This is a genomic window from uncultured Bradyrhizobium sp. (genome assembly GCF_936928535.1).
Lineage (GTDB): Bacteria > Pseudomonadota > Alphaproteobacteria > Rhizobiales > Xanthobacteraceae > Bradyrhizobium.
This window is the reverse complement of sequence record NZ_CAKZHY010000056.1, coordinates 20,218-46,976: the sequence shown is the minus strand read 5'-3', so window position 1 is coordinate 46,976 and position 26,759 is coordinate 20,218. Positions and strand designations below refer to the sequence as shown.

Here is a 26,759-nt window from a genome sequence, read left to right as displayed (position 1 = left end):
GTGAGCCGGCCTGATCAGAGACGCCGGCTCCGCGCCAGTGTCTCGGAGGGCATCTCTCCGAACGCCAGCCGGTAGCCGCGGGAGAAGTCGCCGAGGTGCCAGAAGCCGTTGCCTAGCGCTGCGGCCTTGACGCTCAAGCCGGAAAGGCCGGACATGAGTTGAATGCGGGTGGACCACAGCCGCTTGAGCCGCAGATAATGATGCAAGCTCACGCCGTGCACCGCATGCGTCGCGGTCTGGAGCGTGCGCACCGAGATGTTGAGGGCGGCGGCGAGGTCTTCGCTGTAGAGCGGGCGGCTGCCGAACATCGCCGCCACTTCGTCGAGCTGCGCGATCAGCTTGCGGTGCTTGTCGAACGATCCTGCTCGTGCACGGAGACTGTCGGTCGGCACCAGCGTGTCGTCGAGGCAGGCGAGCAGCGTCTCCTGGATCGGCCGGTTGAGCAATGCGAACTCCCTGGGGTCGTCGAGGCTGGAGGCCAGGCTGAACATGCTCGTGATCGCGGTGCGCAAGCGTGCCATCGCCGCGTCGTGCGGGCGGTAGTAGGTAAGCCCGCTGGTGTAATCAGCCCAGCCGCGATGGCGCATCTCCGAGTTGAAGCGCATCATCAAGTACGTGTTGGTGCCATGCGCGAGGGAATCGATCGGGACCTTGCCGCGCACGACGTTGACCATGGAGCTGTCGATCTCACTGCCGTTGGTGATCGAGTGAAACGAGAACGGCACCGTGAGGCCGATGCCCTGGTCGGTGCCGACCTCGGCCTCCAGGCGGCGAGCGAAGGCACGCTGCAGCACGAACAGTCCGTCCTGCAGCGGCAGGATGGCGCGCGTCAGCGAGACGTCTTTCGGACGGAGCGGCGTGCTGACGCCGAGACCGAGCACGTCATTGGCGCGAAACGCGTCGAAGTCCGAGAAGCGCTCGATGCGAAGGATGCGCGAAGCTGTGAGCTGACGTACCGGCATGTCTGGATACCGAGCGGTGCCAGGAGAAGCAAGAATAGCACCGGCGGAAGGTATCAGGTAGCCGGTCCTCGGCCCTATTCCGGAAAACTACTGCGGCGCTTTATCAGGCGATTTGCGCATAGGCGGCATTCTCGCGCCGCTCACGCTCGCCCAGTTCGCGCACCAGCTCCTGAAGAAATGCGTCCGTGAAGGCGGGCAGGGTGCGCTCGGCGCGAACATAGATGCCGAGATCCGACCACACCGGGCTTCCGGCATTGTCGAGCGGCAGGAACACGAGCTGGCTGTCGCGTGACAGCCTGATAATGCCGAGCTGGGTCTGGAAGGCGACGCCGACGCCGCGCGCGGCGAGCTCGCGCATCAAATCGATCGAGTTGGCCTGGATCGCCGGTTCCGGCGTCTCGGAAAGCTGCGCGATCAATGGCTGCAGCAAATGATAGATCGACAGCTCCGGCAGCGCCTGAATGACGGGGAAGGCGAGACATTGCTCCAGCGTCACGGTCTTGCGGCGTGCCAGCGGATGCTCGCGGGCGACCAGCGCGCCGAGGCGGAACCGCTTCAATGCGACCTGGCGCAGGTCGGGCGGATGCCTGAGCGCGATGGCGATGCCGATGTCGGCCTCGCCCCGGCGCAGGGCTTCGAGCACGTCGGACGATCCCATCACCTCGGTGGTGAAGCTGACGCGCCGGGCCCGGCTGCGATGCGAGGCGATCAAATCCGGCAACACCGATTCCGTGAGGGACTCGATACAGGCGATGCTGATCGTGCCGCGCCAGGCGCCTGATAGTGATGCCACGTCGGAGCGGAAGCGATCGAGGTCCTGCAGCACGTTCATGACGTGGCGGGCCAGCATCTCGCCGACTGTCGTCAGCGTCAGGCCACGGGCGGTTCGCTCGAATAAGGGTGATCCAACCTCTTGTTCAAGTTTGAGAATTTGGCGGCTAACGGCTGACGAGGCGACGTTCAAAAGACGCGCCGCGGCTCGGATCGAGCCGGTGCGGCGGACGGCGTGAAAGTACTGGATGGCCGGTGAATGAAAGCGCATGGGACCCCCGGCGACCACTATAGCTGTTGCCGAAACGGCAGCAACATGTGCGAAAATCTCTGCCTTTTGAGAGCACTGTTTTCACCCTAGTGTCATCTGCCGACGGGCCCTCGGGCCCGCGCGGCAACGTGCCCGCAACGATGCGGCAGGGGGATTTGGGGTGAACGAGACGATCGCTTGCGAGCTGGAGCACGGGGATGCCCGTCTGGTCGACCGCCGCCGCGCGGCTGCCTATGTCGGCGTGACCGCCGGCCGCTTCGAGCAGCTGGTGCGCGACAATGTCGTGCCGGCGCCTGTCATGGTCGACAACAAGCGGCGCTGGCCGATCGCGCTGCTCGACGTTGCCCGGGACGCGGTCGGCAGCAGCCTGCCGTCACCCCCGGCAGTGAAAGCCAATGTCGAGGCGCGTCCGTGCGATCGCGACGCCGTCCCGTCTTCGCGAGAGCTGCCCGATGCGGCCTGGTTCGAGCAGCGCGCGAGCTTCGTGCAGCGCGTCCGCCGCTCGCTGCTTTCGGGCAACGAGATCCGACTGCTGCGCGAGTTCAAGCTGCTCAGGCAGAGCCAGATCAGCATGTACGGCTACTACGGCAGCTTCGAAGCGCTGATGGTGCGCGGCTACATCGTCGAGATCGACCGCAAGCCGCCATCGAGCCGCCCGCTGGTCAGCTACCGCCTGACGGCGCAAGGCGAGCAGGTGATCGCCGCGCTGAGAGACGAGCCGGTGTTCTGACCGAACGCGCGACGATCGTTCGAGAAGTTCCAGAAAACACGACTGGACCATCTCGGCACTCACGCTATATATTCGCGAATATAGCGTGGAACGCGCGAGGATTTGCGATGGAGATCAAAGTCAAGTCACTGACGACTTGCGAAGTCGCCGAGGACGGCGGTGCGATCTCGCTGGGCTTCGAGGATGCGACAGGCAATCCCGCCGCGGTCAGCATCTCGCTCAACCAGGTCGGCGCGCTCATCATGACGCTGCCGGGATTGCTCGAGGCCGCGCTCAAGGCCCGCTACGGCGACCACAGCCTGCGCTACGCCTATCCGCTGGCCTCATGGGTGCTGGAACAGTCGACCGATACGACCCAGCGCATCATCACGCTGGAAACCGAGGACGGCTTCAAGGTTCGCTTTTCAATCCCGAAGGACGAGCAAAGCCTGCTCGGCGAGGCGCTGACCCAGCCGATGCCTGAGATGACGGCGCGGCCGAACTAGAGCTTGCTGACTCGAGAACAACTGCTCCGCCAGTCTGCTCGCGAGCGCGCGCAGCTAAGGTATCGCCCTTCCGGTCACGACTTGCGGGAACGGGCGATGTCGCTCCTCAGCGCTTCAAGATCCTTGTGCACGGCGCGTGCGGCGTCGCGCTCGATCTTGCGGTATCGCGCCACGAGCTTTTCGCCGAACGGGGTGAGCATCGCGCCGCCGCCGTTCTTGCCGCCGGCCTGAGGCTCGACCGCGGGATGTCCGCAGATGCGGTTGATCTCGTCGACGAGATCCCAGGCGCGCTTGTACGACATGTCCATGGCACGGCCGGCCGCCGAAATCGAGCCTTGATCGCGGATCTGCTCCAGCAGCTCGATCTTGCCCGGCCCGATCCGATCCTCGCTGTCGATGTCGATGCGAAGGCTGAGCTGGGGCAACGATCTGGCGCTTGCGCGCGACATGATGGCTCTCTTGAATGACTCTAAACCGAGATTGCCATTCTTGCCCGTCGCGAACAAGGCGGCATCCGCATCACCGTACGGCGTGCAACTCCAGGAATGCCTTCACGCCTGTCACTTCGCCGGTGTCGGATGCGGTGTAGCCGGGCAGGGTGGCGATAGCCGCGCGGAAATCGTGGCTGCGGATGATGTCGAGGATGCGCCGCATCGGCTCGGTCTCGAGGAAGGCGCGCTTGCAGACGAAGAAATAATCCTCGGTGAGGATGCGGATGAAGTCGAGGCCGAACTGGCGGGCGGCCGCCTCGACGCCGAAGCAGACATCGGCCATGCCGCTTGCGACATAGGCCGCAACCGCGGCGTGGGTGAATTCGATCTGCTGGGCGCCGTTGATCTTGCTCTCGTCGATGCCGTGGGCGGTGAGCAATTGATCGAACAGCAGGCGCGTGCCGGAATCGTGATCGCGGTTGACGAAGCGGGCGTTTGGCTTGGTGAGGTCATGGAGTGAGGCAATGCGCAGCGGATTGCCGCGTGCGACCATCAGGCCCATCTCGCGCGTCACAAAGCTGATGATGCGATCCTCGCGCGGGTCGAGCCACTCGCGCGCGGCCTTGATGCCCTGGGCGCGCAGCGCGCCGTGCGGCAGATGCAGGCCGGAGAGGTCGCAAGCGCCCTGCGCCAGCGACACCAGCGAGTGCTGGTTGCTGACATAGCGCAGGTCGACGCCGATGCCGGGCTCGCGGTCGAGGAATTCGCGCAGCTTTGCCACCGCAAAGCCGTGGCTGGCGTGGACGCGGATCACGGAGGGGCGCTGCTCCAGGAACGGCTTGATCTCGCTTGCAAGCTCCTGCGCGAGGTTTTCCAGCTGCGGTCCGAGCCGCGCCTGCATGCGCTCGCCCGCCCACACCAGCCGCTCGCCGAACGGCGTCAGCTTCGAGCCCTTGCCGCGCTGGGTTTCCACCAGTGGCGTTCCGAAGAACTCCGACCATTGCTCGATCAGATTCCAGACATGCCGGTAAGAGAGGTGGGCATCGCTGGCCGCGCTCGTGATCTTCCCGGTCTTCCTGATTTCGTTGAGTACGTTGAGCATGACGACCGCAGTGCGCGGATTGCCCTCGCGGCGAAATCGCCAGACGGCCTCGATCTCAACCTGAAGCATCGCAGATCCTTATGAACTTCGCTTCATATGCAGAGCGGCCATCGGCAAACCATATCATATTTACTCGGCTACCTACGTGCCTAATCTGGCATACCAGATCAGGAGGAAATATGATGTCTGTTGCATATGACTTTGTGTGTTCGCCGGCCACTGAGTTCATGGCCCGGCCGCAGCATCTGCTTATTGACGGGCGCCGCGTGCCCGCGAGTTCCGGCCGCACCTTCAAGTCCCTCAATCCTGCGACCGGGCAGGTCATCGCCACCATCGCCGAGGGCGGCGAGGCTGATGTCGAGATCGCCGTGGCCGCGGCCCGCCGCGCCTTCGAAGGTCCGTGGCGCACGATGCGCGCCTCCGAGCGCGGCCAGATATTGATGCGCTGGGCGGAGCTGCTCAAGCGCAACGCCGATGAGATCATCGAGCTGGAATCGATCGATGCCGGCAAGCCGATCTCAGCGACGACGCGCCAGGACTTTCCGGCCGCTCTGGACACGCTGACCTACTATGCCGGCTGGGCCGACAAGATCACCGGCGATGTCGTGCCGGTGCGCGACGATGCCCTGACCTACACCATGCGCGAGCCGGTCGGCGTGGTCGCGGCGATCGTGCCGTGGAATTTCCCGTTGATGATCGGCATGTGGAAGCTCGCCCCGGCGCTCGCCTGCGGCTGCACCATCGTGATGAAGCCGGCCGAGCTGACCTCGCTGTCGGCGCTGCGCATCGCCGAGCTCGCGCTCGAAGCCGGCCTGCCGGCGGGTGTCTTCAATGTCGTCACGGGGCCGGGTCGTGTCGTCGGCGACGCGCTGGTCAACCACCCGGACGTAGACAAGGTCACCTTCACGGGGTCGCCGGGTGTGGGGCGCGGAATCATGAAGGGCGCGGCGAGCAACTTCAAACGCGTCTCGCTCGAGCTTGGCGGCAAGTCGGCCAACGTCATCTTTGATGACGCCGATCTTGAAGCCGCCAGCAAGGCTGCGGCCTCCGGCATCTTCTTCAATGCGGGCCAGGTCTGCTCGGCCGGCTCGCGCGTGCTGGTGCAGGCAAAGGCCTATGACGAGGTCGTCGAGCGCCTCGCCGCGCGCGCGAAGTCGATCAGGATCGGCGATCCGCTCGATCGCAAGACCGCGCTCGGGCCCGTCATTTCCGAGAAGCAGATGAAGTCGATTCTCGACTATGTCGAGATCGGCCAGAAGGAAGGGGCAAGGCTCGTCACCGGTGGCGAGAGGGTCAGCGAGCGCGGTTATTTCATCAGCCCGACCGTGTTCGCCGACGTTGCGCACGAGATGCGGATTTCGCAGGAGGAAATCTTCGGGCCGGTCGTCAGCGTCATCAAGTTCACCGACGAGGCCGATGCTTTACGGATCGCTAACGGCACGGCCTACAGCCTTGCCGCCGGCGTCTGGAGCCGCGATGTCGGCAAGCTGCAGCGCTTCGTCAAGCGGGCGCGGGCCGGCACGGTCTGGATGAACACCTATGGCTATACCGACGTGCGGCTGCCTTGGGGCGGCGAGCGCGATTCCGGCCTCGGCCGTGAGCACGGCACCGCCGCGCTCGACAATTTCACCGAGCCCAAGGCCCTCTGGATGAACTTGGCCGTCTGATACCTCCCGAGCGGCCAAACCCTGGAGCCCGCCTGATCCGCCCGATCAGGCGGGCTCTTTTTGAGATCGATAAAATTGTCTGGAGTCCGCTCAGGTGCGGCAAACCCTGCAGAGAAGAAGCGCGGCAGCTTAAACCAGAGTTTTGGAACCGACCTGCATTCTGCCGCAAAAGGGCAGGGCATCAACATGTCAGTTCTCAAGGAGGTCGTCGCTGCAGTCGTGGGGGTCTATGCGCTCCTGTTTGCGTGCGACGCATGGTTCGGGGTCGGCGAGGCGCGCTTCGACGATTCCTATTACAGCGCCAGCTTCTACGCGCCGAAGCCGCAGGAATTCCGCTTCAAGGGCGACACGCCGCCGGCGACCAGGGTCAGCGACGCATTTGCGCAGTTCTCGGCGGCTGAAGCCAAGCCGAACAAGCGCTACTCGTCGCTGACGACGATTATCCGCTAGGCGCGCTCGGCTGCCTGGTTCTCGCCCGGATGCTGTCCCGCGCGTTGCGGGATCAGCAGCAGGCAAACCACCATGAATGCCGCGATCACGGCGGACGCCAGCGGCCGGCTCAAGGCTAGTCCGCCATGATCGAGCGGCTTGTCGAGGAAATCGCCGACCGTTGCGCCCAGCGGACGCGTCAGGATGAAGGCGGCCCAGAACAGGGTCACGCGAGAAACGCGGGTCCAGAAGTAGAACCCTGCAACGACGGCAAGCGCCGCGGCGAAGATCAATGCGCCGCCGCGATAACCCATATCGCCGGTGTCGGCGATCCAGTCGCCGAGCGCGGTGCCCAGCGTCTGCGAGAAGGTGATCGCGCCCCAATAAAAGGCTTCGACGCGCGGCGTGCTGACGCTATTGACCGAGATCGTTCCCTCCGAGCGATACCAGAGGCCGAGCACCAGCACGAGACAAGCGAGCAACAGCGTTGCGCCGCCGGTGTAGCCGATGCCGAGCGAGCGGTCGGCAAAGTCGGCCATGGTTGTGCCGAAGGTGGTCGAAGCCACGATCGTCGCCCAGTACAGCGCCGGGTGGAATCTGCTTGCGCGGATTTGCGCGGCGACCAGGACGATCATCGCCGCCAGGAACAGGCACGTGCCCGCAAAGTAGCCCCAGTTGAGCGTCATGGTGACGGTGTCGCCGCCGGTCTCGCCCAGCGTGGTCGCCGCGATCTTGATGATCCAGAAGCCGAGCGTGACTTCGGGGACCTTGCTCTCGCTGAGAATGCCGCTCTTGGTGGGATCTTGCATGAAACTCCTCGCCGCGTCCGACATGCGGCGAACGCGATCAATCGTGTTGCCGACGATGTGACGGCTGACATACGGCGACGGTGGACATCAGTTTCACCGTGATTGGTGACGGGAAGGTGGCGGCTCCCTTCAACAAGGCGTGACGCTCACTCCCCCTGGATCCATTCCGCAACCCCGCGCCACAGCGTGTCGCGGTGTTCGGGGCGGAAGAAGCCGAAATGGCCGATCGCCTTGGCGCCGACATCAGACGGGTTGACGGTCAGCACCTCCGGCTTGATGCCGCTGAAGCCCGACGCGAGCAGCTCGACGGCTGGTCGCGTTGCCCAGGGATCGTCGGAGAAGCAGAGCGCGCGCAGCTCGCCTTTGAACCTGGCAAAGTTCTCCAGCGCCGGCAATTTTGAATCGAACAGATAGCGCGGGCTCGAAACCCAATCGGCCCATTGCAGGAACACGCCCTTGGGCAAATCCTCGCCGATGCCGACCCAGCCTGGCGCGTAGCCGAGTGCGTGGACCAGCGGCACGCCGACGAAATTCATGAAGGCGAAGACGCGATATCTTTCCGGCGAGGTCATCAGTCGCCAGGTCGCGGCCTGCGAGGCCACGAACGCCGCGCGCGAAATCTCGCTGTTGTTCTCGATCAGCCCGAGCGCCTGACCTCCGAAGGAATGGCCGATGTAGGCGAGCGGCAGGCCATGATAGCGCTCGCGCATCCAGCGCACTGCCGCGGTGACATCAAGCGCGGCCCAGTCCGACATCGAGGCCTTGAAGCCGACCAGCGATTTCGGCTGGTTGTAGCCGACCATCGCCGGCAGGCGGGAGTCGCCGATGCCGCGATAATCATAAGTGAGCACCGCGCAGCCGCGATGGGCGAGGTAGGAGGCGAAGCCCTTGTAGATCTTGCGCGGGACGGCGGTCGCCGAATTGATCAGGACGGCTTGGCGCTTGGCGCCGCGCGGCAGGAACAGCGTGCCTGATAGCGCATACCCGTCGGTCGCCGGGAAGCTGATCTCGTCGATGAAAGCGTCGTCCAGTGGCGCGTCCATGGTGGATGCTGTCTTGCCGGGTTTGCTCTGCCGCCCCCTAGCAAATGCGAATTCGGCTTTGCCCGCAAGGGTTTGCCTTGCGAAATGGATTTACAACTGGCGGTGTCGTGCCAGCCTGTGTATAAGGCGGCCCTCGCAACCCACAGATCAGGTTGCACTTTTCGCTTCACGGAGAGATTGCGATGTCCGAGCGGTGGACGCCCGAGTCCTGGCGCAGCAAGCCGGTGCTACAGGTGCCCGATTATCCCGACGCCAAGGCTTTGGCCGACGTCGAGGCGCAGCTTGCAACCTTTCCGCCGCTGGTCTTCGCCGGCGAGGCGCGCAACCTGAAGAAGGCACTGGCTCGCGTTGCGGCCGGTGACGCCTTCCTGCTGCAGGGCGGCGATTGCGCCGAGAGCTTTGCCGAGCATGGCGCCAACAACATCCGCGATTTCTTCCGCGTGCTGCTGCAGATGGCTGTCGTGCTGACCTATGCCGGCGCCGTGCCGGTGGTGAAGGTCGGTCGCATCGCCGGCCAGTTCGCCAAGCCGCGCTCATCGCCGACCGAGAAGGTTGGTGGCGTCGAGCTGCCGAGCTATCGCGGCGACATCGTCAACGACATCGCCTTCACCAAGGAAGCGCGCATACCGGATCCGCAGCGCCAATTGATGGCCTATCGCCAGTCGGCCGCGACGCTGAACCTGCTCCGCGCGTTCGCGACCGGCGGCTACGCCAATCTCGGCAGCGTGCACGAGTGGATGCTCGGCTTCCTGAAGGATTCACCGCAGTCCCGCCGCTACAAGGAGCTGGCCGACCGCATCTCGGACGCGCTCAACTTCATGCGCGCCTGCGGCCTCGATCTCGAAAGCCATCCGGAGCTGCGCGCCACCGATTTCTACACCAGCCATGAGGCGCTGCTGCTCGGCTACGAGCAGGCCATGACCCGCGTCGATTCCACGACCGGCGACTGGTATGCGACCTCGGGCCACATGATCTGGATCGGCGACCGTACCCGCCAGCTCGATCATGGCCATGTCGAATATTTCCGCGGCATCAAGAACCCGATCGGGTTGAAGTGCGGCCCGTCGCTGAAGCCCGACGAGCTGTTGAAGCTGATCGACGTGCTCAATCCCGACAACGAGCCCGGCCGGCTGACGCTGATCAACCGCTTCGGCTCCGACAAGGTCGCCGATCATCTGCCGGGCCTGATCCGCGCGGTGAAGCGCGAGGGCAGGGTGGTGGTCTGGTCGTGCGATCCGATGCACGGCAACACCATCACCTCGACCACGGGCTACAAGACGCGGCCGTTCGATCGCGTGCTGTCGGAGGTGAAGTCGTTCTTCACCATCCACGCCGCCGAAGGCACCCATGCCGGCGGCGTGCATCTGGAGATGACGGGCCAGGACGTCACCGAGTGCATCGGCGGCGCCCGCGCCATCACCGACGAGGATCTCAACGACCGCTATCACACGGTGTGCGATCCCCGTCTCAATGCGGAGCAATCCATCGATATGGCCTTCCTGGTCGCCGAACTGCTGAAGCAGGAACGCGCCGGCAAGGTTCGGCCGATTCCGGCCGCGGCGGGGCTCTAAGACCTTGCTGCGCATCTGGAAGGCGACGATCAATTCCCGCAACGGAATGGCCTTTGCGTTCCGTTCGGAGCAGGCCATCCGCGAGGAGGTCTTTGCGCTGATCCTGTCGCTGCCGGTGGCGTGGTTCGTCGCCGCCACCGCGATGCGGGCAGTCGAGCTGGTGTGTGCGGTTGCGTTCGTGCTGGTCGTCGAGCTGCTGAACACGGCGATCGAGAAGCTCGCCGATCGCCTGACCATGGATCACGACAAGCAGATCGGCCGGGTCAAGGACATGGGCTCGGCCGCAGTTGGCGTCGCGCTGCTGATGGCCGGCGCATTCTGGATCATCGCCGTCATCGAGCGATTGGGATTCCTCTAGCCCGAGGGCGGCGGCCATGACCGAACGTCTCAACGCATTCGCGGTCACGCTCGCCCAGCTCAATCCGACCATGGGCGATATCGAGGGCAACGCGGCGAAGGCTCGCGTCGCACGCTCGCGCGCCATCGCCGACAGCGCCGATCTCGTGCTGTTTCCGGAATTGTTCATCGCCGGCTATCCGCCGGAGGATCTGGTGCAGAAGCCGGCCTTCCAGGCCGCCTGCCGCGCCGCGATCGAAGCGCTCGCGCGCGAGACCGCCGACGGCGGTCCGGCCATGCTCATCGGCACGCCCTGGGTCGAGGACGGCAAGCTCTACAATGCCTGCGCGCTGCTCGATGGCGGGCGCATTGCGGCGCTGCGCTTCAAGTGCAATCTGCCGAATTACGGCGTGTTCGACGAGAAGCGGCTGTTTTCGCGCGGCCCCGCGTCCGGTCCCGTCACGGTGCGCGGCGTGCGGATCGGCGTGCCGATTTGCGAGGACATCTGGTTGGAAGAGTCCGAGGATTACGAGAATTTGGTCGAGACGCTGGCCGAGACCGGCGCCGAGATCATCCTGGTGCCGAACGGCTCGCCCTATGCCCGCGACAAGAACGACGTGCGTCTGTCGGTGGCGGTTGCGCGGGTCACCGAAAGCGGCTTGCCGCTGGTCTATCTCAATCAGGTCGGCGGCCAGGACGAGCTCGTGTTCGACGGCGCCTCGTTCGCGCTCAACGGCGATCTCTCGCTCGCGGCGCAACTGCCTGCGTTCGCGGAGAGCATCACCACATTGCGTTTCACCAGGACCGGCGGCGACTGGCGCTGCACCGGTCCGATCGCGGAGCAGCCCGAAGGCGACCGCGCCGATTACGCGGCCTGCGTGCTCGGCTTGCGCGACTATGTCAGCAAGAACGGCTTTCCCGGCGTGCTGCTCGGCATTTCCGGCGGCATCGACTCCGCGCTGTGTGCCGCGATCGCGGTCGATGCGCTCGGGGTCGACCAGGTGCATGGCGTGATGCTGCCGTATCGCTACACGGCGGCTCACTCGATTGCCGATGCCGGCGAGCTCGCCGGCCATCTCGGCATCCGCTACGAGGTGTTGCCGATCGCCGAAGCGGTGAACGGCTTCGAGACCATCTTGTCCGGCCTCTTCAAGAACCTGCCGCCTGACATCACCGAGGAAAACTTGCAGGCCCGCACCCGCGGCACGCTGCTGATGGCGATCTCCAACAAGACCGGGCTGATGGTGGTGACGACCGGCAACAAGTCGGAGATGTCGGTCGGCTATGCCACGCTCTATGGCGACATGAATGGCGGCTTCAATCCGATCAAGGACATCTACAAGACGCAGGTGTTCCGTCTCGCGAGCTTGCGCAATTCATGGAAACCAGACGGCGCGCTCGGACCGACGGGCGAGGTGATCCCGTCTGACATCATCACACGCCCGCCGACGGCGGAGCTGCGCGAGAACCAGACCGATCAGGATTCTCTGCCGCCCTACGACGTGCTCGATGCGATCCTCGAGCGTCTTGTCGAACGCGAGGAGCCGCTCGACCAGATCATCGCCGCCGGTTTCGACCGCGAGACGGTGACCCGGATCGACCATCTGCTCAACGTCGCCGAATACAAGCGCCGCCAAGCCGCGCCCGGCGTCAAGGTGACGCGCAAGAATTTCGGCCGCGACCGCCGCTATCCCATCACCAATCGCTTCCGCGATCGGGGCGAGAAGCTGCCAGTGCCGGACGAGACGCTGGTCTCACGCGGCAACAAGGCGTCAATCGACGCGTTCGAGGGGTGAGGCGAGACGTGGTGAGCAAGTGGTCTCGCCACCTGTGACGCTGTCATCATCCGCGAAGGCGGATGATCCAGTACGCCGCGGCGGACATTGTGAAAACTAACTTCTGCCCCGAAGTACTGGATGCCCCGCCTTCGCGGGGCATGACAGTTGAGTTTGTGGCAGCCTACTTCTGCTGCGGCAGGAAGGTCGGGCCGACCGAGCGGATCGGCTTGTTCTCCGATGTGGTCGCGGCGTTCGCATCCGCAGGCGGCGCTGCAGCCGGCGCGGCGGCGGTCGTCGGCGCGGGAGCTGCGCCCTTCTTGCCATTCGCAGGCGTGCCCCTGGTGAGCTGGCGCTGCTGCATCTTCTTGGCGCTCTCCTCGGTGACGATGATGTCACCCTGCTGCTCGACGGCCGCCTTGTCGTCGGCCGATTTCAGCGCGTCGGCCCAGCTCTGGCCGGCCGCCTTGCAGGAGCAGGACGGGTTGAACTCGCTGCGGAATTTGAAAGCGTTCGGCAGCGACGTGTAGGGCTGGCCGCTGATCGAGACCGCGGAGTTCATGTCCTCGCCGGGATTGCGGTGGGCATAGAGCACGGCTTCGGCCGCCGGACACAGCGCCTTGCAGGTCTTCTCGTCGTCGGGGAAGCGCGCCGGCACGGTCGCAAACGAGATCGGGAAATAGGCGCCGTCGCAGGTGCGCACGCACACGGTGCGATAGGTGCCGGACTGCGGGCCGAGATCGGATGGCGGCACAGGTTGCGGATTATTCAGGTTGTTGCCGCCGCCGAACAGATTGCTCAGGAAGTTGCCGCCCTGCGACTGCGCGGCATTGGCGTATTGGGGGCCGCAATTGTTCTGCGCGAGAGCGACCAGCACGGAGCGACGCTGGCTGTCGCGCTCGGGGTTGCCGCCGCCCGGGCCGCCACCGCGCAGGCGCTCGAGATTGCCAGTGATCTGGTCCAGATTGGCGCGCATCTGCTGGATCTGGGTGTTGACCGGACCGCATTGCGCGGACTGGCCGTTGAACAGCGAGAAGAAGCCGGTGGAGTCGCAGCCCATGCGCTTGGCCTGCATGGTGACGCGGTCGAGTTCGGCCTGCTGCTTGGCCTGGGAATCCTGGTAGCGGCGGATCTGGTCCTCGCGCGCGGGATCGCTGCTGCCGCCGCGGTCGAGCGCGGCGAGCTGGCCTTCCAGGCGCACGCACATCGGGTTCGGTCCGAGGCCGCCCTGAGCAGGCGGAGGCGGCGCCGCGCCCGGCGGGCCAGCCTGCGCGAAGGCATCAGTGGCGAGCACGACGCCGAGAAGCACGGTGCAGGCAAGGAGGAAGCGGGGACGGGACAGGGACAAAAGTTCAGGCATATCCGCCATTCTAGCGAGGTCACGGCCCCAAGTGACTTTCCAATACGATTGGGGGCACGACGCGCGCCCTCCAATAGCCGCTTCCCGCGGCATCGTCACGTCGTTTCAGGGGCCGTAAACGGGTCCTAAGGTCCGCCAGTTCCGAGCGAATTCAGCGCTGGCAGGTGATTGCGACATATTCGTCGCAATGGCCATGGGAGCAGTTTGCGCCGGATTTGGGGACAGAGCCGGTAATTTCGTCGGGATCGACCCGGCGGTAGGCTGATGCCTGTGCAAAGTCTCGTGATTGGCAATAGGTGCGGGCGACCTGAGCGCCGCACTTGTCGCCCTTGGCCAGGCACTGGTCGACGCCATAGCCGTTGGCCTGGTTTTCAATGATGAAGATGCGGGTCTCAGCGCAGGCGCTGGATGCAGCAAGGATCGAGGCGCAAGAAATCAGCGCGTGCAAGGTTCGCATGAAAACACCTTGGGGCATAAAAGGAGGAACTGCCGGTTCCAGAATGGGCTCAAATGGTTAAGGATGATGAACCATCAGGGCGGGGCGGCCGCGCTTTGCGGAAATAAGGCGGCATTTCCGTGGCTCTCTTGACGAAAGCCGGCTTCGTGGCCCATATGGCCGGCATGAACGGTCTCCTCGCCATCTGCATTATTTGCCGCGAGATTACGAGCTAGCGATTCGCTGGCTGGAGCCGTCTTTTCTCAAAACACATTGAGAGCACTGGACGCCCGGCCAACAGCCGACGGGTGTCCATATGGAATTGCGTCTTTACGATACGTTGAGCCGGGAGAAGCGCACCTTCGTGCCGCTCGATGCGAACAACGTCCGCATGTATGTCTGCGGACCGACCGTCTATGACTTCGCCCATATCGGCAACGCCCGGCCGGTGATCGTGTTCGACGTGCTGTTTCGGTTGCTCCGCCATCTCTATGGCGAGGCCCACGTTACATACGTCCGCAACATCACCGACGTTGACGACAAGATCAACGACCGCGCAGGCCGGGACTTTCCCGGCCTGCCGCTGAACGAGGCGATCCGCAAGGTCACGGAAGCCACGGGCAAGCAGTTTCACGCCGACGTCGATGCGCTGGGTGCGCTGCGCCCGAGCGTCGAACCGCGTGCGACCGAGCATATCGGCGAGATGCGCGAGATCATTGAAAGGCTGATTGCCGGCGGCTTTGCTTATGTTGCGGAGGACCACGTGCTGTTCTCGCCGCAGGCGATGAACGCGGCCAATTCGGACCTGCCGCGCTATGGCGCGCTGTCGAAGCGCTCACTCGACGAAATGATCGCCGGCGCGCGGGTCGACGTGGCGCCCTACAAGAAGGATTCGACCGACTTCGTGCTGTGGAAGCCGTCCAAGCTCGGCGAACCGTCCTGGCCTTCGCCGGCCGGCATCAAGGCCGAGGGGCGTCCGGGCTGGCACATCGAGTGCTCGGCCATGGCCTGGAAACATCTCGGCGAGCAGTTCGATGTCCATGGCGGCGGCATCGATCTCGTGTTTCCACATCACGAGAACGAGGTGGCGCAGACCTGCTGCGCCTTCCACCAGCAGCGCATGGCGAACTACTGGATGCACAACGGCTTCCTGCAGGTCGAGAGTGAGAAGATGTCGAAGTCGCTCGGCAACTTCATCACGATCCACGAACTGCTCAAGGACTGGCCGGGTGAAGTGCTGCGCCTCAACATGCTGAAGACGCACTACACCTCGCCGATCGACTGGACCATGAAGTCGCTGGAGGAGAGTGGCAAGACGCTTGACGACTGGTATCGGACCGCCGCCGACGTCGAATCCGGCAAGCCGGCTGCGTCCGTGGTCGACGCGCTGCTCGACGATCTCAACACACCGCTGGCGATCGCGGCGCTGCACAGCCTGCGCGGCAGTGACGTGCCCGCGCTTGCGGGCTCGTTGCGGCTGCTCGGCTTCCTCTCCGAGAGCGCTGCGCAATGGACGGATCGCAAGCAGCAGGCGAGCGGCGTTGACGTCAAGGAGGTCGAACGCCTGATCTCGGAGCGGACGGCGGCGCGGGCGCGCAAGGATTTCGCCGAGTCCGACCGCATCCGCGATCAGCTCGCCGCCATGGGCGTCGCGATCAAGGACTCCAAGGACGGGACAACCTGGGAGATCGTGCGATGACGCGGCCCGATACGCCGTTTCCGCGGCACTGGCTCTATTACATCGCGCTGAAGATCCTGCTGCTCGGGGCCGCCGTGGCGATCGTGCTGAAACTCTACGGGATGTGGTGAAGACGATGGCACAGGCGCATCCCAAGCCCGGTCTGCGGCCGTTTCTGCCTGATGACGTGCCGATGCTGGCCGCGATCTTCGTCGCCAGCATCCAGGAGCTGACCGGGGACGACTACAGCGAGGCGCAGCAGGAGGCCTGGATGGGGGCGGCCGAGACCGAAGAGTTCGGCAAGCGGCTCGCGTCCGACCTGACGCTGATCGCGACGCTGGACGGCTCGCCGGTCGGCTTCGCCTCGCTGCGCGGCGCCGATCACATCCGCATGCTCTATGTGCATCCGGCCGTGGGGCGGCAGGGTATCGCGACCATGCTGGTCGATGCGCTGGAGAAGCTCGCCGGCGGTCGCGGCGCCGCGGCCCTCACGGTGGACGCGAGCGAAACCGCCCAGAACTTCTTCGCCAAGCGCGGCTACACCGCCCAGCAGCGCAACAGCGTTACCATCAATGACGAATGGCTCGCCAACACCACCATGAAAAAGACGCTCGGAGCGCCGCAATGAGTAAAGAGCGCCTTTATCTGTTCGACACCACGCTGCGCGACGGCGCGCAGACCAACGGCGTCGATTTCACCCTGGCCGACAAGCAGGTCATCGCGGCGATGCTCGACGACCTCGGCATCGACTATGTCGAGGGCGGCTATCCCGGCGCCAATCCGCTCGACACGGAGTTCTTTGGCGCCAAGCCGAAGCTCAACCATGCGCGCTTCACCGCCTTCGGCATGACGCGGCGGGCAGGGCGCTCGGTCTCCAACGATCCCGGTGTCGCCGGCCTCTTGGAAGCCAAGGCGGACGCGATCTGCTTCGTCGCGAAGTCGTCCGCCTATCAGGTGCGCGTCGCGCTCGAGACGACGAAGGAAGAGAATCTCGCCTCGATCCGTGACAGCGTCGCAGCCGCAAAGGCCGCCGGCCGAGAAGTCATGCTCGACTGCGAGCATTTCTTCGACGGCTACAAGGAAGATGCCGGTTTTGCGCTCGCCTGCGCCAAGGCGGCCTTCGATGCCGGTGCGCGCTGGGTGGTGTTGTGCGACACCAATGGCGGCACCATGCCGAACGAGGTGGAAGCCATCGTCACTGAAGTGACAAAACACATCCCCGGCGATCACGTCGGCATCCACGCCCATAACGATACCGAGCAGGCGGTGGCGAACTCGCTCGCCGCGGTCCGTGCCGGTGCGCGGCAGATCCAGGGCACGCTGAACGGGCTTGGCGAGCGCTGCGGCAATGCCAATCTCTGTTCGCTGATCCCGACGTTGAAATTGAAGAAGGAGTTTTCCGACGCCTTCGAGATTTCGGTGACACCGGAGAAGCTGGCGACCCTCGTCAAGGTTTCGCGCACGCTCGATGACATGCTCAATCGCGTGCCGAACCGCCATGCGGCCTATGTCGGCGAGAGCGCCTTCGTCACCAAGACAGGCATCCATGCCTCCGCCGTGATGAAGGATCCGCAGACTTACGAGCACGTGTTGCCGGAGCTGGTCGGCAACCATCGCAAGGTGCTGGTGTCGGACCAGGCCGGCCGCTCCAACGTCATGGCCGAGCTCGATCGTGCCGGCATCGCCTATGAGAAGAGCGATCCGAAGCTGACGCGGCTGGTCGAGGAATTGAAGGAGCGCGAGGCCCAGGGCTACGCCTATGAATCCGCCAATGCCTCGTTCGATCTTTTGGCGCGCCGGACACTGGGCAAAGTGCCGCATTATTTCGAGGTCGAGCAGTTCGACGTCAATGTCGAGCAGCGCTACAACGCGCTCGGCGAGCGGGTCACTGTGGCACTCGCGGTGGTCAAGGTCGATGTCGCCGGCGAGCATCTGATCTCGGCCGCGGAAGGCAACGGCCCCGTCAACGCACTCGACGTTGCCTTGCGCAAGGACCTCGGCAAGTACCAGAAATATATCGAGGGCCTGACGCTGATCGACTATCGCGTTCGTATCCTCAATGGCGGCACCGGCGCGGTGACGCGCGTGCTGATCGAGAGCGAGGACGAGAACGGCGATCGCTGGACCACCGTCGGCGTGTCCCCGAACATCATCGACGCCTCGTTCCAGGCGCTGATGGATTCGGTGATCTACAAGCTCGTGAAATCGGGCGCGCCGGCGTAGGCTAGGGCGTGGGGCACTGGCGGTGCCACAAACACCGTCATTGCGAGCCTCCGGGCCCGCGCGCAGCGCGGCCCGATGACAGGCTCCGCGAAGCAATCAGACTGTCTCCGCGGAGGGATTCTGGATTGCTTCGCTGCGCTCGCAATGACGAGGAGGAGAGGGCAAGGGAATGATCGACCACATCTCCGTCGGCGTCAGTGAGCTCGAGCGATCCGTAAAATTCTACGAGGCTACGCTCGCCGCGCTCGGCCTCACGCGCCTCGTCACGCGGCCGCGCACGGTCGGTTTCGGCAAGGCCTATCCCGAATTCTGGATCAATCTGCGGGAGGGGATGCCGCGCGTAGGTCCTTCGAGCGGCGTGCACATCTGCTTGCGGGCGAAGACGATCGGCGAAGTCGATGCGTTTCATGCCGCCGCGCTTGCGAGCGGCGGCGCCTCGGACGGCGCACCTGGCATCCGCCCGCACGATCGCGTTCGCTATTACGCGGCTTTCGTCACCGACCCCGATGGCAACAGGATCGAGGCGGTGACTTTTCCAGCGGAATGATCAGAGCTTGCGCGCGACGTCCGGGGCCATCTGCTTTTCCGCCTCGGCGATCTGCGCCGCCGCTGACCTCAGCTTCGGCAGAATATCCTCGACCCGTTCGGCCTTGAGGATGTCGACCGAAAGGCCGGCGCGGATGAACTCGGTCTGGCGCATATGCGACAGCAGCGAGAACAGCGGCTCCCAGAAATTGTCGATGTTGGCGAGCAACACCGGCTTGGCGTGCCGGCCGAGCTGCTTCCAGGTCAATTGCTCGACCAGCTCCTCCAGCGTGCCGACGCCGCCCGGCAGCGCCACGAAGGCGTCGGAGCGCTCGAACATCAACCGCTTGCGCTCGTGCATGTCGGGGGTGACGATCATCTCCTGTACACGGGTCAGCGCGTTCTCGCGCTTGCGCAGGAATTCGGGGATGATGCCGGTGACGGTGCCGCCGTGATCCAGCACGGAGGTTGCGACCGAGCCCATCAGGCCCAGCGAGCCGCCGCCATAGACCAGGCGGATGTTGTTCTCGGCGAGCGCCTTGCCGAACGCCTTGGCGCCTTCGGTGAAGTGGGGATTGGTTCCGGGACCGGAGCCGCAATAGACACAGACGGTTTTGATCGTGCTCATTGGCACCATGATGCATTGCAGCGAAGGGCCGTCAAGCCCTTCAGGTGATTCGGACTACCCGGAAATCTACCGGTAAATGGCGACAAACAATCGAAGATTCGCCATCTGGCGGGGTGCGCTTGGCCCCGGAAGCTTCTATATGACGAGCGAAAACAGTTAATCGCAACGCGCCCGCATCCGGCGGACCCTCCAGGTTTCTTCATGAGCCCACCTCATTCGCCCGACGTGCCTGAGCCCGCAGCCGGTCCGCTGGAGCGGGCCACGCTGATCGGCACGCTGGCGCATCTGTGGCCCTATATCTGGCCGAGCGACCGCTTCGACCTGAAAATGCGGGTGGTCTGGTCGATGGTGCTGCTGCTCGCGGCCAAGCTGATCACGCTGACGGTACCGTTCAGCTTCAAATGGGCCACGGATGCGCTCACCGGGGCCAACACTGCGCCGGTGCAGGCCGGCAACTGGCACCTCTGGGTGGTTGCATCGCCGCTGCTGCTGACGGCGAGCTACGGCGTCATGCGCATCGTGATGGCGGTGCTGACGCAATGGCGCGACGGCATCTTTGCGCGCGTCGCCATGCATGCGGTGCGCAAGCTCGCGAACATCACTTTCATCCATATGCACGAGCTCTCGCTGCGTTTTCACCTCGAGCGCAAGACCGGCGGCCTGACGCGCGTCCTCGAGCGCGGCCGCGCCGGCATCGAGGTGATCGTGCGCATGGTGATTCTCCAGCTGATCCCGACCATTGTCGAGGTCTCGCTGCTGATGGCGGTGCTGCTCTGGCACTTCGATTGGCGCTACGTGGTCGCGACGCTGATCACGGTGGCGGTCTACATGTACTACACCTACGTCGCGACCGAGTGGCGGATCGGCATCCGTCGCAAGATGAACGATTCCGACACAGAGGCGAACACCAAGGCGATCGACTCGCTGCTCAATTACGAGACCGTCAAGTATTTCAGTGCCGAGGCACGCGAGGCGCAACGCTACGACCGCTCGGTCGCGCGCTACGAGGAGTCGAGCGTCCAGGCCTATACGTCGCTCGCCGTCCTCAACACGGGGCAGGCCGTGATCTTCACGCTCGGGCTGACCGCCACCATGCTGATGTGCGCGATCGGCGTGCGCAACGGCACCAACACGGTCGGCGATTTCGTGCTGGTCAACGCCATGATGATCCAGCTCTACCAGCCCCTGAATTTCATGGGCATGGTCTATCGCGAGATCAAGCAGGCGATCATCGACATTGAGAAGATGTTCAGCGTGATCCACCGCGAGGCCGAGATCAACGACGTCCCGGGTGCGCAGCCGCTGGTCGTTTCCGCGGGCACAGTGCGCTTCGAGGACGTGCGCTTTGCCTATGAGCCGAAGCGGCCGATCCTCAAAGGCATCAGTTTCGAGGTGCCGGCCGGCAAGACGGTGGCGATCGTCGGCCCCTCCGGCGCCGGCAAGTCGACGATCTCGCGGCTGCTGTTCCGCCTCTACGACGTCTCCGGCGGAAAGATCCTGATCGACGGCCAGGACATCAGCGAGGTGACGCAGTCGAGCTTGCGCGCCTCCATCGGCATGGTGCCGCAGGACACGGTGCTGTTCAACGATACCATCCGCTACAACATCCGCTACGGCCGTTGGGATGCGACCGACGCCGAAGTCGAGGAGGCGGCAAGCCTTGCACAGATCGACCGTTTCATCCGCATGGCGCCGATGGGCTACGAGACCCAGGTCGGCGAGCGTGGCCTGAAATTGTCAGGCGGCGAGAAGCAACGCGTCGCGATCGCGCGCACCGTGTTGAAGGCGCCGCCGATCCTGGTGCTTGACGAGGCGACCTCGGCGCTCGACACCCACACCGAGCACGAGATCCAGGGCGCGCTCGAACGCGTTGCGAAGAACCGCACCTCGCTGGTGATCGCGCACCGGCTCTCGACCATCGTGGGCGCCGACGAGATCATCGTGCTGGACCAGGGCCGCATCGCCGAGCGCGGCACCCATGCCAGCCTGCTCGCGCAGGACGGTCTCTACGCCAGCATGTGGAACAGGCAGCGCGAGGCCGAGGCCGCGCGCGAGAAACTGGCCCGTATGGCCGACAGCGGCGAGGCGCCCAACCGGGAGCCGCCGCCTGTGGAGGACGCCCTCACGGCCCAGGCGGCCGCGGAGTGAGCTTGTCTCCGGTCCCAACTCTGGCCTAAACAGGCCCGCGCGACGACCCGTGCCATAACCCCGAGCGGCAGATACCGATGTCCATCCTCGATTCGATCCAACGTCAGATCCCGCCGATCCACAAGGAGGGCTATCCCTTCATCGGCATCTTCGCGGCTGTCAGCATTATCTTGATGTGGCTGTGGTCGCCGCTGGGCTGGATCGGCACCATCCTCACCGTGTGGTGTGCGCTGTTCTTCCGCGATCCCGTGCGCGTGACGCCGCAGCGCGACGGGCTCGTGGTGTCGCCGGCCGACGGGCGGGTGTCGATGATCACCATGGCGCTGCCGCCGGCCGAGCTCGGGCTCGGCGACCGGCCGCTGCCGCGCATCTCCGTGTTCATGAGCGTGTTCAACTGCCACGTGAATCGCAGCCCGGTGGCCGGCAGGGTGGACCGCATCGCCTATCGGCCGGGGCTCTTCATCAATGCCGAACTCGACAAGGCGAGCGAGGACAATGAGCGCAATTCGCTCGTCATCTCGACCCCGCAGGGCCGTATCGGCGTGATCCAGATCGCGGGCCTCGTGGCCAAGCGCATCGTCTGCTTCGTGAAGGAAGGGCAGGCGGTCGGCGCCGGCGAGCGGTTCGGCCTGATCCGTTTCGGCTCGCGGCTCGACGTCTACCTGCCTGTCGGCACCAAGGCGCTGGTCTCGGAGGGGCAGGCTGCGATCGCCGGCGAGACCATCCTGGCCGACCTCACCGGCGATGATCCCGGCCGCACCTATCGCGCCAATTAACCAAGAAGCCGCTGTCGGGGGACTTCCGCCGCAATGGCGGAGGGAAGCACGGCTTGCTATATCTCGCCTGCAGGTGAGGACGAGCCAATGACGCCCTACGACTACCGAGATCCCGATATTCGCCGACGGCGGTTCCGCCCGATCCCGGTGCGGATGCTGGTGCCCAACGTCATCACGCTGCTGGCGATCTGCGCCGGCTTGACCTCGATCCGGCTGTCGATCGAGGGGCGGATGACGCTCGCCGTCTATGCCATTGTCTTCGCGGCCGCGCTCGACGGCATCGACGGCCGCGTCGCGCGGATGATCAAGGGCCAGTCGAAGTTCGGCGCCGAGCTCGATAGCCTCGCCGACTTCGTCAATTTCGGCGTCGCTCCGGGCCTGATGCTGTACTTCTGGCAGTTGCACGAGCTCGGCAATGCCGGCTGGATCGCCGCGATGGTGTTCGCGATCTCAGGCGGCTTGAGGCTGGCGCGCTTCAACGCCACCATGGACGATCCGAACAAGCCGGCATTCGCCGCCAATTTCTTCACGGGCGTGCCGGCGCCGGCTGGCGCCATCACCGTGCTGCTGCCGATCTATGTCGCGTTTCTCGAGCTTGGCCGGGCGCCGGCGGCGCTGACCGCGGCCTATACGCTGCTGATCGCTTTCCTGATGGTCTCGCGCCTGCCGGTGTTCTCCGGCAAGACCAAGCGCATGCGCGTGTCGCCAGAGCTGGTGTTGCCGGCGTTCGTCGCTGTCATCGTCTTCATCGCGATCCTGATTGCCTATCCCTGGCACGTGCTGTCGGTCGGCACGGCGCTGTATCTGCTCTGCCTGCCGCTCGGCTACAAATCCTACCGCGATCAGGCACGCGCGCTGGAAGCTACGGCGCCTGCCGGCGGCGAGGTCCCGTCGCCGCCTTCTGCTCCAACGATGGCAAGCCTGTCCGAGCCGCCGCACGACGACGACCGGCCCGGACGGCTGCACTGAGCGATCGCACGCGGATATCTGCCAGGATACCTGCCAAGATACCTGCCATGAGAGCGCCTTGGTTGGGTTGAGGCCCGATCTCGGCTATATCGCCATGTGACGGCGGCATCGCGTCAATCAGCCGCCAATCTGGGAGAAATGCCGTGACCAAGACCGCGACCGGGCCGCTGCCCGCTTCCGTCCTCGAAGCGCTGGGCCGCTATGACACGCCGACGATCTGCAATGCTATGGAGATCGTGGCGCCGGAGCGCCGCCTGATCGGCTACACCACCAAGCAGTTGGTCTGCCCGTTCCCGGATCTGCCGCCGATGGTCGGCTATGCCCGCACAGTCGCGATCCGCTCGGTGCTGAAATCGTCGCTGCCAGCCGAAGAGCAGTCGAAGCGCCGCATCGAATATTACGAATATGTCGGCACCGGCCACGGTCCGCGCATCTCGGTGATCCAGGACATCGATGGCCCCGACGTCGGCTATGGCGCGTTCTGGGGTGAGGTGCAAAGCAACGTGCACAAGGCGCTCGGCTGTCTCGGTGTCATCACCGACGGCTCGATCCGCGACATCCCGCAATGGGCGCCGGGCTTCCAGGCGCTGGCTGGTTCGATCGGCCCGTCGCATGCCTGGGTGCATGCCGAGAGCTTTGGCGGCGAGGTGCGCGTCGCCGGCATGACCGTGAAGTCGGACGATCTGATCCATGCCGACCGGCATGGCGCCATCGTGATCCCGCTCGACATCGCTGCGAAACTCCCTGAAGCCGCCGAGCTCTGCGGCCGTCGCGAGACGCCGATCCTCGAGATCGCCCGCAGCCCCGACTTCTCGCTGGAGAAGTTGAAAGCCGCGTTGAAGCGCTCGGCGGAGATCCACTAAAGCGCGAATCATCGCGCTTTAGGTTTTTCTCTGGAGCATGATCTCGCCGGAAAACCGCTTCACACTTTTCCGGATCATGCTCTGGCCCGGGATGACGTCATGGACATGCGCGGCAAGACGGTGCTGATCACGGGCTCGACCGATGGCGTCGGGCGCTATGTTGCAACCCGCCTTGCCGCCGAAGGTGCCAACGTCCTGATCCATGGCCGCAATGCCGAGCGCGCAAAGGGGCTGATCGATGAGATCGTGAAGGCCGGGCACGCTGCGCCGACCTTCTATCAGGCCGATCTATCGTCGATGGCAGGTGCGCGCGGCCTTGCCGCGGCGGTGATCGGAGATCACAAGCGTCTCGACGTCTTCGTCAGTAACGCCGGCATTGGCTCGCAGAACGACGGGCCGCATCGGCAGGAGAGCCGTGATGGTCACGAGCTGCGCTTTGCCGTGAACTATCTCTCAGGCTTCCTGCTCGTCCATCTGCTGAGGCCATTGCTGAAGGCTGCTGCGCCCTCGCGCATCGTCAATGTCGCCTCGCTTGGCCAGCATCCGATCGACTTCGACGATGTCATGATCACGAAGGGCTATAGCGGCTCGCGCGCCTATGCGCAGAGCAAGCTGTCGCAGATCATGTTCACGATCGATCTCGCCGAGGAATTGAGAGGCGACCGGATCACCGTGAACGCGCTGCATCCGGCGACCTATATGAACACCACCATGGTCCGCGCCGGCGGTATCACTCCGATGTCGACGGTGGAGCAGGGCGGCGCGGCGATCCTGCATCTGGTCGAAGGCGATGATGTTGCCGCTCGAAGCGGCCTGTTCTTCAACGGCATGAACGAGGCGCGCGCCAATCCGCAGGCCTATGATGCCGATGCGCGCCGCCGCCTGCGCGCGCTCAGCCTGGAGCTGACAGGACTGTCGTCCTGACCCGCCTCCTTTATGGTTAGCAAAGTGTTGAGATTGATGTCGCAGAACGGCAAAGCCGCGGTCGTTCCGTCACCTTGCGCCGCTCGGTCGCATCGGCTGAACTTAACCTTTACGCAGCTTTAAGGGCGGCGCTCTACGGTTTCCAATGCGGTTCGGGGTTGGGCCGCACCACCGGCCAGGATGGCCGTTGTCGCGTACGCGTTGGAGTCTTCCATGGATATCATGACGGGCGTCGGCCTCGTGGCGGGCATTATCGTCATTGCGACGATGATGCTGCTGGGCGGCGATCTTCACATGTTCGTCTCCGAGCACGCGATGATCATCATCTTCGGTGGATCGACCGCCGCGACCATGATCCGCTTTCCGCTCTCGGCGCTGATGCATGGCCTGCCGCTCGGCGCCAAGTTCGCCTTCACCATGAGCCGGCTGTCGGCGCACGACCTCGTCGACGAGCTCGCCCGCATCGCCGAGATCGCCCGCAAGCAGGGGCCTGTGGGATTGGAAAAGGTCGAGACCGACGAGCCGTTCCTCGCCAAGGGCATCCGCTACGTCGCCGACGGTTATGACCTCGATTTCATCCGCGACAATCTCGAGCGCGACCGCGACAATTTCCTGATGCATCTGGACGAAGGCAGCAAGATCTATCGCGCCGTCGGCGATTGCGCCCCTGCCTTCGGCATGGTCGGCACCCTGATCGGCATGGTGCAGATGTTCGCCAACATGACCGACCCCTCCAAGCTCGGTCCGTTCATGGCGACCGCGCTGCTCGCAACACTCTACGGCGCGCTGGTCGCGAACCTGTTCTGCATCCCGATCGCCGACAAGCTGCACGGCAAGCTCTTGGACGAAGAGACCAACCGCACGCTGATCATCGATGGCATTTTGATGATCCGCGACTCCAAGAGCCCGACGCTGGTGCGCGAAATGCTGCTGGCCTATCTGCCGGAGAAGCATCGCCACGCCGAAGGCGAGCCGGTGCCGGCGTAACACCGCCCCGCGGGATTTAGGACATGGCCAAGAAGAAGCGCGGCGATGCTCACGGCGGCGGTCACGGCTGGTTCGTGACCTTCGCCGACCTGATGGGCCTGATGATGAGCTTCTTCGTCATGCTCGTTGCGTTCTCGACCCAGGACGCCAACAAGCTCAAGGTCGTCGCGGGCTCCATGCGCGATGCCTTTGGCGTGCAGAGCGAAGCGCGCTACGCCGGCATCGTCGAGTCGGACGGTCTGCCGACCCGGCCGCGGCTCAAGAACGTCGACCACATCGAGCCCGAGGACGCCTCGAACACGCCGACCCCGGACCAGGAAGATCGCGACCGGACCCAGGGCGCGAAGATGAAGATCGATCGCAATTTTGCGCTGGCTGCCGCTTCTCTGCGTCAGGCGTTGCAGGACATGCCGGAACTGACCGAGATGTCCAAGCATGTCATGTTCGAAGAGACCAAGCAGGGCCTCAACCTCGAGATCGTCGACCAGGATGGCCGTTCGATGTTCGCGGACGGATCCAAGGTGCCTTACGATCGCACCCGCCGCCTGATCGAGAAGCTCGCGGTCCCGCTCAAGGCCACACCCTTGCGCGTCTCCATTGCCGGCCACACCGCGGCGGGCTTCGTGCCGACGCGCAGCGACTATGGTGCCTTCGACCTGTCGGCCGATCGCGCCAATGCGGTGCGCCAGATCCTCGAGCGCGAGGGCCTGCCGCCGTCGCACATCTTCGCAGTCTCCGGCAAGGCGGACACCCAGCCGTTGTTCCCGGACGATCCATCGCTCGCCGCGAACCGCCGCGTCACCATCACCCTGATGCGCGAAGATCCGCCGTTGCCGCCGAACTTGAAGCCCTAAGGGTCT

General features: G+C 64.6%; 27 protein-coding genes. 18 read left to right on the top strand and 9 right to left on the bottom strand.

What is annotated here, in order from left to right; all coding sequences use genetic code 11:
* Positions 1 to 14: 14 nt before the first annotated feature.
* Both Q0687_RS08045 and Q0687_RS08040 read right to left on the bottom strand, forming a co-directional pair.
* A complete protein-coding gene (locus Q0687_RS08045) occupies positions 15 to 962 on the bottom strand; it encodes a helix-turn-helix domain-containing protein (RefSeq protein WP_298874232.1) in 948 nt (315 codons plus the stop codon).
* A gap of 103 nt (positions 963 to 1,065) precedes the next feature.
* A complete protein-coding gene (locus Q0687_RS08040; RefSeq protein WP_298874230.1) occupies positions 1,066 to 2,004 on the bottom strand; it encodes a LysR family transcriptional regulator in 939 nt (312 codons plus the stop codon).
* 160 nt (positions 2,005 to 2,164) lie between these two features.
* Here Q0687_RS08040 and Q0687_RS08035 point away from each other — a divergent pair, with 160 nt between their 5' ends.
* Together Q0687_RS08035 and Q0687_RS08030 are read left to right on the top strand one after the other, a co-directional pair.
* Entirely contained in the window at positions 2,165 to 2,734 is a 570-nt protein-coding gene (locus Q0687_RS08035; protein WP_298874228.1) for a hypothetical protein, read from the top strand.
* Between the two features lie 107 nt (positions 2,735 to 2,841).
* A complete protein-coding gene (locus Q0687_RS08030) occupies positions 2,842 to 3,219 on the top strand; it encodes a hypothetical protein (RefSeq protein WP_298874226.1) in 378 nt (125 codons plus the stop codon).
* Between the two features lie 74 nt (positions 3,220 to 3,293).
* Here the strand turns inward: Q0687_RS08030 and Q0687_RS08025 are convergent, their stop codons facing one another.
* Both Q0687_RS08025 and Q0687_RS08020 read right to left on the bottom strand, forming a co-directional pair.
* A complete protein-coding gene (locus Q0687_RS08025) occupies positions 3,294 to 3,668 on the bottom strand; it encodes a winged helix-turn-helix domain-containing protein (RefSeq protein WP_298874224.1) in 375 nt (124 codons plus the stop codon).
* 70 nt (positions 3,669 to 3,738) lie between these two features.
* A complete protein-coding gene (locus Q0687_RS08020; protein WP_298874222.1) occupies positions 3,739 to 4,821 on the bottom strand; it encodes a substrate-binding domain-containing protein in 1,083 nt (360 codons plus the stop codon).
* Positions 4,822 to 4,934: 113 nt separating this feature from the next.
* On the opposite strand from Q0687_RS08020, the gene Q0687_RS08015 reads away from it, so the two are divergent.
* Positions 4,935 to 6,419, top strand: coding sequence for an aldehyde dehydrogenase family protein (locus Q0687_RS08015; protein WP_298874314.1), 1,485 nt, complete (start codon positions 4,935 to 4,937; stop codon positions 6,417 to 6,419).
* 186 nt (positions 6,420 to 6,605) lie between these two features.
* On the top strand, positions 6,606 to 6,869 hold the full coding sequence (locus Q0687_RS08010) for a hypothetical protein (protein ID WP_298874220.1): 264 nt from the start codon (positions 6,606 to 6,608) through the stop codon (positions 6,867 to 6,869).
* On the opposite strand, the gene Q0687_RS08005 is transcribed toward Q0687_RS08010, so the two are convergent.
* Entirely contained in the window at positions 6,866 to 7,657 is a 792-nt protein-coding gene (locus Q0687_RS08005; RefSeq protein ID WP_298874218.1) for a hypothetical protein, read from the bottom strand. The genes Q0687_RS08010 and Q0687_RS08005 overlap by 4 nt on opposite strands.
* 146 nt (positions 7,658 to 7,803) lie before the next feature.
* Positions 7,804 to 8,700, bottom strand: coding sequence for an alpha/beta fold hydrolase (locus tag Q0687_RS08000; RefSeq protein WP_298874217.1), 897 nt, complete (start codon positions 8,698 to 8,700; stop codon positions 7,804 to 7,806).
* Positions 8,701 to 8,882: 182 nt separating this feature from the next.
* Here Q0687_RS08000 and Q0687_RS07995 point away from each other — a divergent pair, with 182 nt between their 5' ends.
* From Q0687_RS07995 to Q0687_RS07985, 3 genes are read left to right on the top strand one after another with little or no spacing between them, the layout of a single operon-like run.
* Positions 8,883 to 10,271 (top strand): class II 3-deoxy-7-phosphoheptulonate synthase, encoded by a 1,389-nt coding sequence (locus tag Q0687_RS07995; protein ID WP_298874215.1) that lies wholly within the window; start codon positions 8,883 to 8,885, stop codon positions 10,269 to 10,271.
* 4 nt (positions 10,272 to 10,275) lie between these two features.
* The gene (locus tag Q0687_RS07990) at positions 10,276 to 10,629 is read left to right on the top strand and encodes a diacylglycerol kinase (protein WP_298874213.1); all 354 of its coding nucleotides are present in this window, start codon (positions 10,276 to 10,278) and stop codon (positions 10,627 to 10,629) included.
* 16 nt (positions 10,630 to 10,645) lie between these two features.
* Positions 10,646 to 12,403, top strand: a complete 1,758-nt coding sequence (locus Q0687_RS07985; RefSeq protein WP_298874210.1) for an NAD+ synthase — start codon at positions 10,646 to 10,648, stop codon at positions 12,401 to 12,403.
* Between the two features lie 163 nt (positions 12,404 to 12,566).
* On the opposite strand, the gene Q0687_RS07980 is transcribed toward Q0687_RS07985, so the two are convergent.
* Positions 12,567 to 13,751, bottom strand: coding sequence for a DUF2865 domain-containing protein (locus Q0687_RS07980; RefSeq protein WP_298874208.1), 1,185 nt, complete (start codon positions 13,749 to 13,751; stop codon positions 12,567 to 12,569).
* A 142-nt stretch (positions 13,752 to 13,893) separates the two neighbouring features.
* Positions 13,894 to 14,199: a hypothetical protein gene (locus Q0687_RS07975; protein WP_298874205.1), complete on the bottom strand. Its 306-nt coding sequence runs from the start codon at positions 14,197 to 14,199 to the stop codon at positions 13,894 to 13,896.
* 295 nt (positions 14,200 to 14,494) lie between these two features.
* Between Q0687_RS07975 and cysS the strand changes: the two genes are divergently transcribed.
* The 4 genes from cysS (at position 14,495) to Q0687_RS07955 (ending at position 18,626) form a co-directional block, all read left to right on the top strand.
* Positions 14,495 to 15,877 carry a cysteine--tRNA ligase gene (gene cysS / locus Q0687_RS07970; protein WP_298874203.1) on the top strand — a complete coding sequence of 461 codons (1,383 nt, stop codon included), beginning with the start codon at positions 14,495 to 14,497 and terminating at the stop codon, positions 15,875 to 15,877.
* A 115-nt stretch (positions 15,878 to 15,992) separates the two neighbouring features.
* Entirely contained in the window at positions 15,993 to 16,484 is a 492-nt protein-coding gene (locus Q0687_RS07965) for a GNAT family N-acetyltransferase (protein WP_298874201.1), read from the top strand.
* Positions 16,481 to 18,079 carry a citramalate synthase gene (gene cimA, locus Q0687_RS07960; protein WP_298874199.1) on the top strand — a complete coding sequence of 533 codons (1,599 nt, stop codon included), beginning with the start codon at positions 16,481 to 16,483 and terminating at the stop codon, positions 18,077 to 18,079. Before Q0687_RS07965 ends, cimA begins: the two co-directional genes overlap by 4 nt.
* A 169-nt stretch (positions 18,080 to 18,248) precedes the next feature.
* Positions 18,249 to 18,626, top strand: coding sequence for a VOC family protein (locus Q0687_RS07955; protein ID WP_298874197.1), 378 nt, complete (start codon positions 18,249 to 18,251; stop codon positions 18,624 to 18,626).
* On the opposite strand, the gene Q0687_RS07950 is transcribed toward Q0687_RS07955, so the two are convergent.
* A complete protein-coding gene (locus Q0687_RS07950; protein ID WP_298874195.1) occupies positions 18,627 to 19,232 on the bottom strand; it encodes a TIGR00730 family Rossman fold protein in 606 nt (201 codons plus the stop codon).
* Between the two features lie 201 nt (positions 19,233 to 19,433).
* Here Q0687_RS07950 and Q0687_RS07945 point away from each other — a divergent pair, with 201 nt between their 5' ends.
* The 7 genes from Q0687_RS07945 (at position 19,434) to Q0687_RS07915 (ending at position 26,753) form a co-directional block, all read left to right on the top strand.
* Positions 19,434 to 21,380 (top strand): ABC transporter ATP-binding protein/permease, encoded by a 1,947-nt coding sequence (locus Q0687_RS07945; RefSeq protein WP_298874193.1) that lies wholly within the window; start codon positions 19,434 to 19,436, stop codon positions 21,378 to 21,380.
* 71 nt (positions 21,381 to 21,451) lie between these two features.
* Positions 21,452 to 22,156 carry a phosphatidylserine decarboxylase gene (locus Q0687_RS07940; protein ID WP_298874312.1) on the top strand — a complete coding sequence of 235 codons (705 nt, stop codon included), beginning with the start codon at positions 21,452 to 21,454 and terminating at the stop codon, positions 22,154 to 22,156.
* An 87-nt stretch (positions 22,157 to 22,243) separates the two neighbouring features.
* Positions 22,244 to 23,125 (top strand): phosphatidylcholine/phosphatidylserine synthase, encoded by an 882-nt coding sequence (locus Q0687_RS07935; protein WP_298874191.1) that lies wholly within the window; start codon positions 22,244 to 22,246, stop codon positions 23,123 to 23,125.
* A 143-nt stretch (positions 23,126 to 23,268) separates the two neighbouring features.
* Complete coding sequence (locus Q0687_RS07930) at positions 23,269 to 23,988, top strand: RraA family protein (RefSeq protein ID WP_298874189.1); 720 nt, start codon at positions 23,269 to 23,271, stop codon at positions 23,986 to 23,988.
* A gap of 99 nt (positions 23,989 to 24,087) precedes the next feature.
* Entirely contained in the window at positions 24,088 to 24,912 is an 825-nt protein-coding gene (locus Q0687_RS07925; protein WP_298874187.1) for an SDR family NAD(P)-dependent oxidoreductase, read from the top strand.
* Between the two features lie 213 nt (positions 24,913 to 25,125).
* Complete coding sequence (locus Q0687_RS07920; RefSeq protein WP_298874185.1) at positions 25,126 to 25,899, top strand: MotA/TolQ/ExbB proton channel family protein; 774 nt, start codon at positions 25,126 to 25,128, stop codon at positions 25,897 to 25,899.
* 23 nt (positions 25,900 to 25,922) lie between these two features.
* A complete protein-coding gene (locus Q0687_RS07915) occupies positions 25,923 to 26,753 on the top strand; it encodes a flagellar motor protein MotB (RefSeq protein WP_220001871.1) in 831 nt (276 codons plus the stop codon).
* Positions 26,754 to 26,759 lie beyond the last annotated feature (6 nt).